Source organism: Actinacidiphila sp. bgisy160, from assembly GCF_965342435.1.
GTDB lineage: Bacteria > Actinomycetota > Actinomycetes > Streptomycetales > Streptomycetaceae > Actinacidiphila.
In genome coordinates, this window is the sequence record NZ_CBDRCM010000018.1 from 108,672 (window position 1) to 122,603 (window position 13,932).

At 73.5% G+C, this 13,932-nt stretch carries 16 protein-coding genes; 6 read left to right on the forward strand and 10 right to left on the reverse strand.

Going from position 1 to position 13,932, the window contains the following annotated elements:
• Positions 1–70 precede the first annotated feature (70 nt).
• The 7 genes from ACRWNP_RS17210 to ACRWNP_RS17240 form a co-directional block, all read right to left on the reverse strand.
• Complete coding sequence (locus ACRWNP_RS17210; protein WP_431962150.1) at positions 71–361, reverse strand: DUF1416 domain-containing protein; 291 nt, start codon at positions 359–361, stop codon at positions 71–73.
• 33 nt (positions 362–394) lie between these two features.
• Positions 395–1,240, reverse strand: a complete 846-nt coding sequence (locus tag ACRWNP_RS17215) for a sulfurtransferase (protein ID WP_431962152.1) — start codon at positions 1,238–1,240, stop codon at positions 395–397.
• 146 nt (positions 1,241–1,386) lie between these two features.
• A complete protein-coding gene (locus tag ACRWNP_RS17220) occupies positions 1,387–1,467 on the reverse strand; it encodes a putative leader peptide (protein WP_355094795.1) in 81 nt (26 codons plus the stop codon).
• A gap of 159 nt (positions 1,468–1,626) precedes the next feature.
• Positions 1,627–2,340 (reverse strand): LmeA family phospholipid-binding protein, encoded by a 714-nt coding sequence (locus ACRWNP_RS17225; RefSeq protein WP_431962154.1) that lies wholly within the window; start codon positions 2,338–2,340, stop codon positions 1,627–1,629.
• Positions 2,341–2,383: 43 nt separating this feature from the next.
• Positions 2,384–3,262 (reverse strand): hypothetical protein, encoded by an 879-nt coding sequence (locus tag ACRWNP_RS17230; protein WP_431962156.1) that lies wholly within the window; start codon positions 3,260–3,262, stop codon positions 2,384–2,386.
• A gap of 4 nt (positions 3,263–3,266) precedes the next feature.
• Complete coding sequence (locus ACRWNP_RS17235; RefSeq protein ID WP_431962158.1) at positions 3,267–3,530, reverse strand: MoaD/ThiS family protein; 264 nt, start codon at positions 3,528–3,530, stop codon at positions 3,267–3,269.
• A gap of 99 nt (positions 3,531–3,629) precedes the next feature.
• Positions 3,630–4,472 carry an alpha/beta hydrolase gene (locus tag ACRWNP_RS17240; RefSeq protein ID WP_431962160.1) on the reverse strand — a complete coding sequence of 281 codons (843 nt, stop codon included), beginning with the start codon at positions 4,470–4,472 and terminating at the stop codon, positions 3,630–3,632.
• A 178-nt stretch (positions 4,473–4,650) separates the two neighbouring features.
• Here ACRWNP_RS17240 and ACRWNP_RS17245 point away from each other — a divergent pair, with 178 nt between their 5' ends.
• From ACRWNP_RS17245 to ACRWNP_RS17270, 6 genes are all read left to right on the forward strand, one after another.
• Positions 4,651–5,412 (forward strand): response regulator transcription factor, encoded by a 762-nt coding sequence (locus ACRWNP_RS17245; protein WP_431962162.1) that lies wholly within the window; start codon positions 4,651–4,653, stop codon positions 5,410–5,412.
• A 66-nt stretch (positions 5,413–5,478) separates the two neighbouring features.
• A complete protein-coding gene (locus ACRWNP_RS17250) occupies positions 5,479–6,501 on the forward strand; it encodes a LacI family DNA-binding transcriptional regulator (protein WP_431962164.1) in 1,023 nt (340 codons plus the stop codon).
• A 175-nt stretch (positions 6,502–6,676) separates the two neighbouring features.
• Complete coding sequence (locus ACRWNP_RS17255; RefSeq protein ID WP_431962166.1) at positions 6,677–7,744, forward strand: trypsin-like peptidase domain-containing protein; 1,068 nt, start codon at positions 6,677–6,679, stop codon at positions 7,742–7,744.
• A 29-nt stretch (positions 7,745–7,773) separates the two neighbouring features.
• Positions 7,774–7,959 carry a hypothetical protein gene (locus tag ACRWNP_RS17260; protein ID WP_089227694.1) on the forward strand — a complete coding sequence of 62 codons (186 nt, stop codon included), beginning with the start codon at positions 7,774–7,776 and terminating at the stop codon, positions 7,957–7,959.
• Between the two features lie 76 nt (positions 7,960–8,035).
• Positions 8,036–8,773, forward strand: coding sequence for a response regulator transcription factor (locus tag ACRWNP_RS17265; protein ID WP_431962168.1), 738 nt, complete (start codon positions 8,036–8,038; stop codon positions 8,771–8,773).
• A complete protein-coding gene (locus ACRWNP_RS17270; protein WP_431962170.1) occupies positions 8,773–10,227 on the forward strand; it encodes a sensor histidine kinase in 1,455 nt (484 codons plus the stop codon). The genes ACRWNP_RS17265 and ACRWNP_RS17270 overlap by 1 nt, the downstream gene beginning before the upstream one ends.
• Before the next feature lie 13 nt (positions 10,228–10,240).
• Here the strand turns inward: ACRWNP_RS17270 and ACRWNP_RS17275 are convergent, their stop codons facing one another.
• The 3 genes from ACRWNP_RS17275 to ACRWNP_RS17285 all read right to left on the reverse strand — a co-directional run bounded on the left by ACRWNP_RS17275 (position 10,241) and on the right by ACRWNP_RS17285 (position 13,804).
• Positions 10,241–11,887 carry a ricin-type beta-trefoil lectin domain protein gene (locus ACRWNP_RS17275; RefSeq protein WP_431962172.1) on the reverse strand — a complete coding sequence of 549 codons (1,647 nt, stop codon included), beginning with the start codon at positions 11,885–11,887 and terminating at the stop codon, positions 10,241–10,243.
• Between the two features lie 436 nt (positions 11,888–12,323).
• Complete coding sequence (locus ACRWNP_RS17280) at positions 12,324–13,508, reverse strand: glutathionylspermidine synthase family protein (protein WP_431962174.1); 1,185 nt, start codon at positions 13,506–13,508, stop codon at positions 12,324–12,326.
• A complete protein-coding gene (locus tag ACRWNP_RS17285; protein ID WP_431962176.1) occupies positions 13,508–13,804 on the reverse strand; it encodes a hypothetical protein in 297 nt (98 codons plus the stop codon). The genes ACRWNP_RS17280 and ACRWNP_RS17285 overlap by 1 nt, the downstream gene beginning before the upstream one ends.
• Positions 13,805–13,932 lie beyond the last annotated feature (128 nt).

The window sequence follows — 13,932 nt, forward strand, 5'->3', positions numbered from 1 at the left end:
CCGAAGGGCCGCACTCCCACCCGGTGGCCCGGTGGGATTGCGGCCCTTCGTCGTCCACGTGATCGCCGGGTCAGACGGCGATGGCGACCTCGGTGAGGTTGCCCTGCTGGGCCACGACGGCACGGTCCACGGTCGCGCCCGGCACGAGGGCGCGCAGCGTCCACGAACCCGGGGCCGCGAAGAAGCGGAACTGGCCGGTCGCCGAGGTCGGGACCTCGGCCGTGAACTCGCCACCGCCGTCCAGCAGCCGGACGTAGCCGGCCACCGGCTCGCCGTCGCGGGTCACGGAACCCTGGATGATCGTCTCGGTCGCCACGTCGATGCCGGCCAGGTCCGGGCCGCCGGCCTTCGCTCCACACATGGTGCTGTTCCTCCGGGTCGGGGTCTCGTGGGCTTACTTCGCGGCGCCGAGCTCGATCGGCACGCCGACGAGGGAGCCGTACTCGGTCCAGGAACCGTCGTAGTTCTTGACGTTGGGCTGGCCGAGCAGCTCGTGCAGGACGAACCAGGTGTGCGCGGAGCGCTCGCCGATGCGGCAGTAGGCGATGGTGTCCTTGGCCAGGTCCACGCCCTCGCCCTCGTACAGCTCCTTCAGCTCGTCGTCCGACTTGAAGGTGCCGTCGTCGTTGGCCGACTTCGACCACGGGATGTTGCGGGCGGTCGGGACGTGGCCCGGACGCTGCGACTGTTCCTGCGGCAGGTGGGCCGGGGCCAGCAGCTTGCCGGTGAACTCGTCGGGCGAGCGGACGTCGACCAGGTTCAGGCTGCCGATGGCGGCGACCACGTCGTCGCGGAAGGCGCGGATCGAGACGTCCTGGGCCTGGGCCTTGTACTCGGTGGCCGGGCGGGCCGGGACCTCGGAGCCGTCGACCAGGTCGCGGGAGTCCAGCTCCCACTTCTTGCGGCCGCCGTCGAGGAGCCTGACGTCCTGGTGCCCGTAGAGCTTGAAGTACCAGTACGCGTAGGAGGCGAACCAGTTGTTGTTGCCGCCGTAGAGGACGACGGTGTCGTCGTTGGCGATGCCCTTCTCCGACAGGAGCTTCTCGAAGCCGGCCTGGTCGACGAAGTCACGGCGCACCGGGTCCTGGAGGTCCTGCTTCCAGTCGATCCGGACGGCGTTCTTGATGTGGTTCTTGTCGTACGCCGACGTGTCCTCGTCGACCTCGACGATGACCACCTTCGGGTCGTCGATCCGGGCCTGGACCCAGTCGGCGTCCACCAGGACGTCACTGCGGCTCATTGCTTTTCTCCTCCGGGGCAGTTGCGGATGTCTCCGGCGCACGGACGGGTGCGCACGGGTGCCGGGCTGCGCTGCACGGGCGCGTCACGGCTGTTGCGCGGGGAAGGACGGGGCGGCGTGCGGCGCCGGGAGACGGCGCGGGGCCCCTAGAAGACGCGACAGAGCATGGCGGCGACACGGCACAGGTCGACTGCCCGCCGCTTCGTGAGATCCGCCTGTCGCTTCATGGGCTCGATCGTAGGGAAGGGGAGCTGCCGATGTCACCGGCGGTCCGTATCCCGAGAAGAGATTGTCCGTACTTCGAGATGAACATCAGGCGGAGGGCCGCGGCCCGACGGCCCCGCAGTCGCCCGGAGCGGGATCGACTGCGGAGCGGACGCCCCGTCTCACTGAGCGAGAACGACCTTCTTGCCGGTGGCCGCGATACTGATGCCGTCGGCGTCCGCGGTCACCGACGTGAGCTCGATGCCCTCCGGCAGGCCCGACAGCGCGCGGGTGAAGTCGACGCGCTCGCGGATCAGGTCCTCCACGACCGGGGGCAGCGACTCCAGCCCCGGTATCTTGCCCGCGGTCAGCTTGATGCCGCCCTTGCCTGCCAGGCTGACCTCGCTCACCACGCTGCGCTTGATCGTGCCGACCGGGGTGGAGACCTCGACCCCCACCTTGACCTGGCCCTTGCCGTTCGCCGAGGTGCCCCCGTAGGCGATGGTCACGCCGCTCGGGGCGGCCTTGGCGAGGTCCTCGTAGCTGACCAGGGCGCTGCCCTCGGCCGTGTCGGCGACCGCGCTGCTGAAGCCGCTGCCCAGGCTCACCCCCTGCAGGTCGGCCTGGAAGCGGGCGACGCGCAGCGTCTGGCCGCCGGTGCCGGTGGCCTGCACGCCGTCCGCCGTCACCTCGACGTCGTCCAGCTTCTTGGCCAGCACCTGCGTGAGGAACGGGAAGCCCTTGATGTCGATCCCCGGCGGGGAGGTCAGACCCAGCGTCTGCTGCGCCCGGCCCGCCGCCTCGGACTCCGCGAAGTGCACGGCGATCCGGTCCGCCGCGACGAACAGGCCGCCGAGGACCACGACGAGGACGAGCAGGATCCGTACAGCGCGCATCAGTCAACCCCCGAGTCGGTGTTCGGACCGACCCTAACGGGTGTCAGCCCAGCAGTGCCCGGGCGGCGACGTAGACCGCGGGCGCCGCGGCGGTCAGCGGCAGCGCCGCACCCGCCGTGAAGTGGACGAACCGGGACGGGAAGTCGTAGCTGGCCACCCGCAGGCCGATCAGCGCGCAGACCCCGGCGGCCAGCGCGACCAGCGCGGCGTCGGAGGTCCCCAGTTGCCCGAGGGCGATCCCGCTGCCGGTGGCGGCGGCGAGGGCGACCAGGACGGAGACGACGCCGGGCAGCGGGATCGCCCGGGCGAGCGTCGCGACGGCGACCGCGATCACCGCGGTCACGACGGCGTCGCTGCCCCGGGGGTCGGCCGTGGTCGCCAGGAACCCGGTGGCCAGGATCGTGATGAGCGTCGAGGCGGCGGTCGCGGTCAGCGAGGACAGCCGCTCCTCGGGGCTGCCGTGATGGCGCAGTTGCAGAACGAGGACGAGCAGCAGCCAGACGCCGAGGGTGCCGATGATCACAGCCGGGGCGTTGTCCGCCCCGTCGGCCAGCACGGCGGCCTCGGCGGTGACGCCCGCCAGGAAGGCCAGCACGATGCCCTGCCGGGCGGGCCACATGCCGTTCAGCCGGAACCAGCCGGCCGCGGTGACCGCCTGCAGCACCACGCTCGCGGCGGCGAGCGCGGGTCGGCCCAGCAGTGCTCCGCCGGCCAGCAGCAGCGCCAGGGCGGCCGTGACGAGGGCGGGCTGCATGCCGGGGGCGATGATGGGCGAGCCGGTGCGGGAGGCCTGACGGCGCCGGGCGGCACGGCCGCCTTGGGGCGGCTGCGGGGCGCCGCCGACGGGCGGGAGGACGGCGGTGGTGTCGTGGGCGGGCATCGGGCCCGCGCCGCGGTCGTACCAGTCGTGGTTGTCGGTCACGTGCTCATCCTCCCGCGAACGGCGGGAGCACCTCGACGGTGCCGCCGTCCACCAGCCGGACCCCGGCGTGGTCCCGGGTGCCGACGGGGTTCCCGTCGACCAGGAACGAACAGTTCGCCAGTACGCGGGCGAACTCGGGGCGCGACGCGTGGCGCTCGCGCGCCGCGTCCAGCGCCTCGGCGAGGGTGCCCTCCCGGTACGGCTCCTCCGCGGCGCCGGCGGCGGCCTTGGCCGCGGCCCAGTACCGGATGGTTCCGTGTGCCGCCATAGCGGTCCTTCCGTTCGCCCGTGCGGGTCCTGCCGCGGTCCATGATGACGCAGCGCGCGCGCCGCGCGGCGGCCGGGCCCGGCCCGGGGGGCCGCGGGGTCAGCCGGGTGTGCCGGCGGGGCGGGCCCGCTGGGCCGCCCACTGGGCGATGCGGTGCAGGAGGGCGGGCGACGCGGCGTTCTCGGCGTGGCCGAATCCGGGCTCGATCCACAGTTCGGCGGCGTCGCCCGCGGCCTCCGCGAGGGAGAGCGGGTGGTCGAGCGGGAAGTATCCGTCCCGGTCGCCGTGCACGATGAGCAGCGGTGTGGGCGCGATGGACCGCACCGCCTCGACCGGGGCCATCGGCACGGGGTCCCAGTCCTTGTCGTGGATGCGCGTGTGGAGCAGCCCCCGGGAGACCAGGCGTCCCACGGGCTGGGTGATCGCCCAGTGGACCCGGCGCATCGGTGCCGTACCGCGGTAGTACCAGCGCGCGGGCGCGCTCACGGAGGCCACGGCGTCAACATGCGCCCCCTCGTGCGCCGTTTCGCGCCCCGCGTGCCTCAGGACCACGGAACCGCCCATGGAGAAGCCCACCGAGGCCACCGCGGGGTGGCCGAGCCGCCGCGCCCAGCGCACCGCGGCGTCCAGGTCCAGGACCTCGCGGTCGCCGACCGTGGAGCGCCCGCCGGAGCGGCCGTGTCCCCGGAAGGAGAACGTCACCACGCCGCCGACGCCGTCCGCCCGGGCGAAGATCTCCGCCGCACGGCGCACGGCGGGCCGTTCCAGAGCGCCGGTGAAGCCGTGCGCGACCACGATCGCGGGGCCTCCGGGCGTCGCTCCGGGCAGGTACGCGGCGTCGATCGGCACCCGGTCCCCGGCCGTCAGCACGGCACGCAACCCACCGGAAACGATCGACGGGACACACGACCGCACGGCGGCGGACTCACTCACGGACTCCATGTGGGCTATTCTCTTGGGTCAAGAGGATCCGGGCAGCGTCGCCCCCGGGTCCTTTCGTGCTTTCCGGGCGACCGGAGGGCACACGTCGGCGCACGCACACGTCCTCGCAGGGACCGAGGAGGGTCGCAATGGGCAAGCGGTACACGCATGACCGGACGATGAACGACGGGAGCGGCCGGTGAGCTCTCTCCTCCTCCTGACCAACGCACTCCAGCCGTCCACCGAGGTGCTTCCCGCGCTCGGGCTGCTGCTGCACAACGTTCGGGTGGCCCCGGCCGAGGGCCCCGCGCTGGTGGACACCCCCGGCGCCGACGTCATCCTCATCGACGGCCGCCGCGACCTGCCGCAGGTCCGCTCGCTGTGCCAGCTGCTCCGCTCCACCGGGCCGGGCTGCCCGCTGGTCCTGGTGGTCACCGAGGGCGGCCTGGCGGCCGTCACCGCGGACTGGGGCATCGACGACGTCCTGCTGGACACCGCGGGGCCCGCCGAGGTCGAGGCGCGGCTGCGGCTGGCCATGGGCCGCCAGCAGATCAGCGCCGACGACAGCCCGATGGAGATCCGCAACGGCGACCTGTCGGTAGACGAGGCCACCTACAGCGCGAAGCTCAAGGGCAGGGTCCTGGACCTGACCTTCAAGGAGTTCGAGCTGCTGAAGTACCTCGCGCAGCACCCGGGCCGGGTCTTCACCCGCGCCCAGCTCCTGCAGGAGGTGTGGGGCTACGACTACTTCGGCGGCACGCGCACCGTCGACGTGCACGTACGGCGGCTGCGCGCCAAGCTCGGCCCCGAGCACGAGTCCCTGATCGGCACCGTGCGCAACGTCGGCTACCGCTTCGTGACCCCGGAGAAGGGCGAGCGCACGGCGGAGGAGAAGGCGGCCTCGCGGACCGAGCAGGCGGCGGGCGAGGGGGCGGCCGTCCCCGCCTCCCAGAACGGCTGATCACGCGGTGGTCACGCCTGTGGACAGACGGTGGGATGCGCGGGTGTACCCGCGTAGACTCGGCCCGTGGCAAAGGTGACGCGTGACGATGTGGCAAGGCTTGCGGGGACCTCGACCGCAGTCGTCAGCTACGTCATCAACAACGGACCCCGGCCGGTCGCACCGGCCACCCGCGAGCGCGTCCTGGCGGCGATCAAGCAGCTGGGCTACCGCCCCGACCGGGTGGCCCAGGCGATGGCGAGCCGCCGCACGGACCTCATAGGGCTGATCGTGCCGGACGCCCGGCAGCCGTTCTTCGCGGAGATGGCACACGCCGTCGAGAGGGCGGCCGCCGAGCGCGGCAAGATGGTGCTGGTCGGCAACTCGGACTACCTCGACGAGCGCGAGGTGCACTATCTGCGCGCCTTCCTCGGCATGCGAGTGTCCGGCCTGATCCTCATCAGCCAGGGCCTGAGCGAGCACGCCGCCCTGGAGATAGACGCCTGGGACGCGCGGGTCGTGCTGATGCACCGTCGACCCGAGGCGATCGACGACGTCGCGGTCGTCACGGACGACGTCGGCGGCGCCCAGCTCGCCACCCGGCACCTGTTGGAGCACGGGCACGAGTACGTGGCCTGTCTCGGCGGCACCGAGGCCACCCCGAAGTCCGGCGACCCCGTCACCGACCACGTCGAGGGCTGGCGCCGCGCGATGCAGGAGGCCGGGCGCTCCGTCGAGGGGCGCCTGTTCTCCACGCCGTACAACCGCTACGACGCCTATCAGGTCGGCCTGGAGCTGCTGTCCCGCCCCGACCGGCCGACGGCGATCGTGTGCGCCACCGACGACCAGGCCATCGGCGTGCTGCGGGCGGCCCGCGAACTGCGGATCGACGTGCCGGGCGAGCTGGCCGTGGCCGGCTTCGACGACGTCAAGGAGGCGGCGCTCACCGACCCGCCGCTGACGACGGTGTCCTCGGACCGTGAGGCGATGGCCCGCGCCGCGGTGGACCTGGTGCTGGACGACGGGCTGCGGGTCTCCGGCTCGCGGCGGGAGCGGCTGCGGCAGTTCCCGTCCCGGCTGGTCGTGCGGCGCAGCTGCGGCTGCCACTGACCGCCGCGCCGGCCGCGAGGGGCCCCGCCCGCCCCGGTCGGCGGCCTGTCTACGGGCCGTGTAAGCCTAGGCCCTGACCTGGGGCTTCGTACTTTATATCGGGCATACGGAACTCTGCCCCGGTTCTCAGGTCACACTCAGGCGGCTCTCATGTTCGGTGAGCACAGTCATAGGCATGAACGAGAGCACCCGTCGCAACGACGCCTACGACCCGCAGCAGCCGCAGCAGTCCCCCGGCGCCGGCGGGTACCCGCCCCGGCCGCCGTACGAGCCGCAGTTCCCGTACGGGCACCCGGCGCCCCACGCCTGGCGGCAGCAGCCGCAGGGGCAGCTCCTGCCGATGGCGGCGGCCGCGACCGGGGCCCCGAAGCCCCGTACGCGCCGGCCCGTGGCCCTGGTCGCCTCCGTGGCGCTGGTGTCCGCGCTGATCGGTGGCGGGGCGGCCGCACTGGTGGGACGGGCGACCGCCGCACCCTCCGCGGCGGGCACCCCGGCCAAGGTGATCGGCACCAGCAGCTCGGGCAGCACCGGCGTCGCGGCCGTGGCCGCCGCCGTCAGTCCGAGCATCGTGGAGATCAGCGCCACGTCGGGCGCCGGGGAGTCGACCGGTTCGGGTGTGGTCGTCTCCGGCGACGGCGAGATCGTCACCAACAACCACGTCGTCTCCGGAGCGGACTCGGTCAAGGTGACCTTCAGCTCCGGCAAGACGGTCACCGGGAGCGTCGTCGGCACCGACGGCAGCAAGGACCTCGCGCTGGTGAAGGCCGAGGATGTGAGCGGCCTGCCGGTCGCGTCGCTGGGCGACTCCAGCCGGGTCTCGGTCGGCGACCAGGTCGTCGCCATCGGCTCCCCCGAGGGCCTGACCGGCACGGTCACCAGCGGCATCGTCTCCGCGCTGGACCGCGACGTCACCGTCCCCACCGGCCAGAGCCAGGGGCAGCGGCCCGGCGGCGGGACCGGCAGGTGGCCGTTCGAGTTCGGCGGCGGCCGGTACAACGGCGACGTCGGCCCCTCCACGACCACGTACAAGGCCATCCAGACCGACGCCTCGCTCAACCCCGGCAACTCCGGTGGCGCCCTGATCAACATGAACGGCGAGATCATCGGCATCAACTCGGCCATGTACTCCGCCGCTTCCTCCACCTCCGGCCAGGCGGGCAGCGTCGGCCTCGGCTTCGCCATCCCGGTGAACACCCTCAAGGCCGACCTCGGCACCCTGCGCAACGGCGGCAGCGACAGCTGACCGCACCGCATCGAAGGGATGTGGGCACCATGAACGTCTTCCTCAGCACCTCTCTCCACCCCGCGACCGTCCCGTCCGGCCCCGCCGACCGCGCACTGATCCCCTACCGGGAGCCGGCCGCCCGCGAGCCCGAGATCGCGACGACCCGCCGGTACGCGCGCCGCTACGCCCGCCGGGCGATTGCGGCCCACCGCCTCGCCGCCGTGCGAGGCTGAGAACCGGCGCACCCCGCCGCACCCCGGCAGCACCCGTCCCCTCTCCCACGACCCTCATCCCGCGAGGTGGAAGACCATGAGCCCCGGCGAGAACGGCGAGGCCCCCGCCCGCATCCTGATCGTGGACGACGAGCCCGCGGTCCGCGAAGCACTCAGGCGCAGCCTCGCCTTCGAGGGATACGAGACCGAGCTGGCGGAGGACGGCCTGGCCGCGCTGGACCAGGTCGCCTCCTGCCGGCCCGACGCGATCGTCCTCGACGTCCTCATGCCGCGCATGGACGGCCTCACCACCGCCCGCAGGCTCCGGTCCGGCGGCACCACCACGCCGATCCTGATGCTCACCGCCCGCGACACGGTCGGCGACCGGGTCACCGGTCTCGACGCCGGCGCCGACGACTACCTCGTCAAGCCCTTCGAGCTGGACGAACTGCTGGCCCGGCTACGGGCGCTGCTGCGGCGCAGCGCGTACGCGACGGTGCCGGGCGGCGACACCGGCGACGAGAGCGTGCTGTCCTTCGCGGACCTGCGGATGGACACCTCGACCCGCGAGGTCACCCGGGCCGGCGTACCGGTCGAGCTGACGCGCACCGAGTACACCCTGCTGGAGATGTTCCTCGCGCACCCGCGCCAGGTGCTCACCCGCGAGCAGATCCTCAAGGCGGTCTGGGGCTTCGACTTCGAGCCGAGCTCCAACTCCCTGGACGTGTACGTCATGTACCTGCGGCGCAAGACCGAGGGCGGCGGCCTGCCCCGGCTGGTCCACACCGTGCGGGGCGTCGGTTACGTGCTGCGCTCCGCGGAGGGCAAGGGCTGATGCCGCGCATCCCGCGCTTCCGTTCCCTGCCCCTGCGGTCCCGGCTGGCGATCCTCACCGCGGCCGCCGTCGCGGTCGCGGTGGCCGCGTGCGCGCTGGCCTGCTGGTTCATCGTGCAGAAGCAGCTGATGGACCAGCTGGACGAGTCGCTGCGCGCGCCGGGCAGCGCGGCCCCCGCCGCCCGGAGCGTGCTCGGGGACTACGGATGCCTGAGCGAACCCCAGAGCGACACGTCCGGCGGGCCGCTCTCCTTCAACCCCAACCACTCGTCCGTGCTGCTGGTCACCGAGAGCGGCACGGGGTGCTGGGTGCTCGGCGACGAGATGCTCCCGGTGACCGAGGCGGACCTGGCGATCGTCAGGGGGGAGTCCCAGGAGGCCGTGCAGACCGTGACCACGAAGGACGGCACGGAGATGCGGGTGCTGACGCGGGCCGCCCAGATCGAGTACTCCCGCCAGCGGACGGAGCGGGCCGCGATCTCGGTCGGCCGCCCGCTCGACGAGGTGACCGGCCCGCTGAACACCCTCGCGCTGATCCTGCTGGCCGTCAGCGGCATCGGGGTGCTCGGCGCGAGCGCGGCCGGCCTCGGGGTGGCCCGCGCGGGGCTGAAGCCGGTGGACCGGCTCACCGACACCGTGGAGCACGTCGCGCGCACCGAGGACCTGAGCGTCCGCATCCCGGTCGAGGGCCGCGACGAGATCGCCCGGCTGTCGGCCTCCTTCAACTCGATGACGGCCGCGCTGTCCTCCTCCCGCGAGCTGCAGCAGCAGCTGATCGCGGACGCCGGGCACGAGCTGCGCACCCCGCTCACCTCCCTGCGCACCAACATCGAACTGCTGGAACGCAGTGAGCTGACCGGCCGGGAACTGCCCCCGGAGGACCGCCGGGAGCTGATGCTGTCGGTGAAGGCGCAGATGAGCGAACTCGCGGCGCTCATCGGTGATCTGCAGGAGCTGTCCCGTCCGGACGCTGCGCACGACGGCGCGCCCTCGCAGACCGTGGCGTTCCACGAGGTCGTCGAGGCGGCTCTGGAGCGGGCGCGGCGGCGTACCGGTCCCGACCTGAAGATCACCGCCGAGCTGGCCCCCTGGTACCTGCGGGCCGAACCGTCCGCACTGGAAAGGGCGGTGATCAACCTCCTGGACAACGCCGTGAAGTTCAGCCCCCCGGCCGGCACGATCGAGGTGGACCTGCACGGCGGCGAGCTGACGGTCAGGGACCACGGTCCGGGCATCCCGCCGGAGGACCTGCCGCACGTGTTCGAACGCTTCTGGCGTTCGGCCTCCGCCCGCAGCCTGCCCGGCTCGGGCCTTGGCCTGTCGATCGTGGCCCGTACGGTGCAGCAGCTCGGCGGTACCGTCGGCCTGCACCCCGCGCAGTGCGGCGGCACCGTGGCGGTCGTGCGGCTGCCCGGGGCGCAGACCCCGCCGCCCGAGCCGCCCGGGACCGCATGACCGGATCGGCCGGCTACCCGGCGTGCCAGCGCTGCGCGCCGCCGGTGCCGGCGGTGGCGAAGGAGAGGGTGGAGCCGGGGGCGGAGCCGTCCGGCTGCATCGCGGTGCCGAGGTCGATCCGCGGGCGGACCCGGCCCAGTGAGTCGACCAGGAACCGCAGGTTCAGCGCGTTGCCGCCCTCGACCGACGAGCAGGCCCAGATGCCGAGGCCGCGGTCGGTGTCACCGCGCGAGTCCAGGCAGAAGGCGGAGTCCGCGCCGTTGACCAGCAGGCCGCGGGAGTCCACCCGCCACTGCTGGGAGGGCGAGCCGGAGTCGCAGCCGGCGACGATGACGTCGTCGCCCTTGTCGAAGTCCTCGTCCCGTACGTCCAGGCAGAGACCGGTCGCGTCGTTGACGATCTGGGCGTAGCCGCTGCCCGGCACCCTCCGCGGCGGGACGGAGCCCGGCGTCCGCGTCGGCAGCACGGGCGACCGGGTCGCCGAGGCGCTCGCCGTGACGGACGGGCTCGGGGTGACGGACGGGCTCGGGGTGACGGACGGGCTCGGGGTGACGGTCTGCGTGGCGGTCGCGGTGACCGTGACCGAACCCGCCGGCGGCTGGGGCAGTGCCCTGTTGTTGCCCGTGGGTGCGGGGTGATCGCCTGTCGCGTACACCAGGCCGGTGGCCGCCAGGCTGGCGGCGGCGACCAGCAGCAGGGAGACCAGGGGCGAGGGGTAGCGGGCGCGCAGGCTCAGCAACCGCTCCAGCGGGCCGGGTTTGCGGCGCCGGCGGGAGGTGGGTGCCGTTGGCGGGGCGGGTGCGGTGGCGGGCAGCGCGGGCGCCGAGCGGGCCGCCAGATAGGCGGGTCCCGCCCATCCGAGCAGGGCCGTGGCGAGCAGCGGCCGGGGGGCGCGTTCGAGGGCGACCAGCGTCTCCAGCGCACCGGAACAGCCCTGGCAGTGCGCCAGATGCTGCTCCACGTCCTCGTTCTGCCGGGCGTCGTCGCGGCGCGCGGCGGCGTCGAGGAGCCGGCCGAAGCCCTTGCACCGGGGGTCCTCGCTGCGGTCCAGGTACGTCCGCAGGTAGGCATCGCGCAGCGCGTCCCTGGCCCGGGCGGTCAGGTCCGGGACCTCAGAGGGCCGGTCGCCCGTCCAGCGGGCGACGTCGGCGTCGCTCTCCCGCTCGACGACCGCGTGCCACAGCACGCCCTGGGTGTGCTGCGGCAGGACGGCGAAACCGCCGAGCAGTACGGAGCGTTCGGCCAGATGGAGGCGAGGGTGGACGGGCAGGCCCGGCAGCCCGGGCAGGCGCTGCTCGGCGCCGCGGATGTCGTCGATGAAGGCGGCGTACTCGTCGCCGAGCCGTTCGCGGCGGCTGCCGCCCGCCCACACGGCGGCGGCCTGGTGGACGAGCATCAGCAGCCGGTGCCGCCAGGGACCGCGCGGGTCGATCCCCCGGTGCACCTCCTGCCAGGCCAGCGCGAAGGCCTGTGCGATGAGTTGGTCGGCGGCGCTCTGCCCGCGGGCGCACAGCCGTGCGTAGCAGAGCACGGCGGGGAGGTGGCGGCGGCGCAGTTCCTCGGTCGCCGGGTAGGCGGTCGGTGCGCCGGCCCGTACCCGCTCGGTGAGAGCGGCGTCGGACAACTCGTCGTAGACGGGCGCTTGGTGCGTTTGGGACACGGCGGACCACCCGGACACGTCGAAGGGCCTGGAGGGACGGGGCTGCCCATGGTGAAGCACAAGTTACTGTCGAGGAAAGTGTTTCTGATGGTAACTCCCCTGCACGGCAAGGGGGTAAGCGCGTTCACGCACGCGCTGCTGCCGACGGGTCACCCTGCGCCGCCGCTCCGGCCTCCACGGCGGTGCGGGTCGCGACGGGCCGGCCGCCGAGATCGCGCAGCGTCAGCCGGCCCGTGCGGGCGCCGAGGGACTGCCGACGGTGCGGACGACGACGCAGCGCGTGCCGGACCCCTCGTCGCGGGCGGCGGAGCCGCCCCGTGACCGGCCCCGGTGGCACCGCGTCACGGGGACGGCATCACCCGGCCCGGGGTGACATGTCCGGTGGACGCGCCGGACCGCCGCGACCCGTCCCGCCCAAGTCCCGCCGAGGTCGCGCTCAGCGGATGACGTGCGGCAGGAAGCGCGCGTACGTGTCGGTGACCAGGCCCGCCGACTCGCGGATGCCGAGCCCGGCCGCCTCGTCCGCCACGACCCACGCGCCGAGCACCACGTGGTTGCCGTCGAACGCGGGCAGCGGGGCCAGTTCCTGGTAGCAGCAGGGCCCGTCGGGGCGCGGGACCGCGGACTCGCCCGCCCGGTGCACGGTGACGCCGGCGCCCTCGCGGCCGAGCAGTGGCTTGGCGACCCAGCCGGTGGTCCGGGCGAGCTCGCGGGGACCGTCGAGGTGGGCGGCGAGCAGGTTGGGGTGGCCCGGGTTGAGCTCCCACAGGACGGCCAGCAGGGCCTTGTTGGACAGCAGCATCTTCCAGGCGGGCTCGATCCAGCAGGTGCTGCCGGTGCCGCCGCCGTTGTCGAGGGTGTCCAGGACGTGGCCGCCGAAGGGGTCGCCGACCAGCCATTCCCAGGGGTAGAGCTTGAAGCAGCTTCGGATGAAGCGCAGACGGTCGTCGACGAAGCGGCCGGCGAGCTCGTCCCAGCCGATCGCCTCGACGGACAGGGCGTGGGTGTCGAGTCCGGCCTGTTCGGCTGTCTCCCGCAGGTAGGCCACCGTCATCAGGTCCTCGCCCAGCTCGTCGGCCTCGGTGTGCGCGAAGTGCACCGGGCCGGGCGGCAGCAGCGGGGCCTGGCGCCGCCACGCCTCGACGAGGCGTTCGTGGAGGGAGTTCCACTGGTCGGCGCCGGGGAAACGGTCCTCCATCCAGAACCACTGGGCACTGGCCGCCTCCACCAGCGAGGTGGGGGTGTCGGCGTTGTACTCCAGCAACTTCGCCGGGCCGGTCCCGTCGTAGCGCAGGTCGAAACGGCCGTAGAGGGAGGGGAGTTCGGCGCGCCGCCGCCAGGACTCGGCGATCCGTGCGGCCAGGCGCGGGTCGTGGACGCCGAGCTCGCCGAAGCGGTCCTCGGCCACGATGTGCTCCGCGGCGGCCAGGCACATCGCGTGCAGCTCCTCGACGGTCCCCTCCAGGGCCTCGACCTCCGGGAGCGAGAACTCGTAGTAGCCGCTCTCGTCCCAGTACGGCCGCAGGGAGCCGTCGGGATAACGGGTCAGCGGGTAGACGACCCCCTGGTCCTCCACGATCCGCTGCCAGCCGGGGCGCGGCTCGACGGCGTGCCGCCGCATCAGCCGCCTCCGGACCCGTGGCCCGAGCCGTGACCGCCGAAGCCCCCGGTCTTCACCGACGACTTGTCGAAGCTGCCGCCCTTGGCCTTCCCGCCCCGGACGCTGCCGCCGTAGTAGTAGCGGCCCTGGCCGCCGCTGTCGTCGCACTCCTTGGCGGGGAGCGTCCGGTAGGTGTCCGGGTCCACGCAGCGCTTGTCGGGGTCGGAGCCGCACGCGGTCAGCGCGGCGGCCAGCACGCCCATGCCGCCCAGGATCACCGTGCCGGACCTGAACCGCCGTCGCTCCGTGGTCGTCATGTCCACAGCGTAGGCAGCGCGGGCCGCTGCGACGAGAGCGGGGTCGGGGGCGGCCCGCACGAAGGACGGGGGCGGGGGGGGGGGGGGGGGGGGGGGGGGGGGGGGGGGGGGGGGGGGGGGGGGAGGGG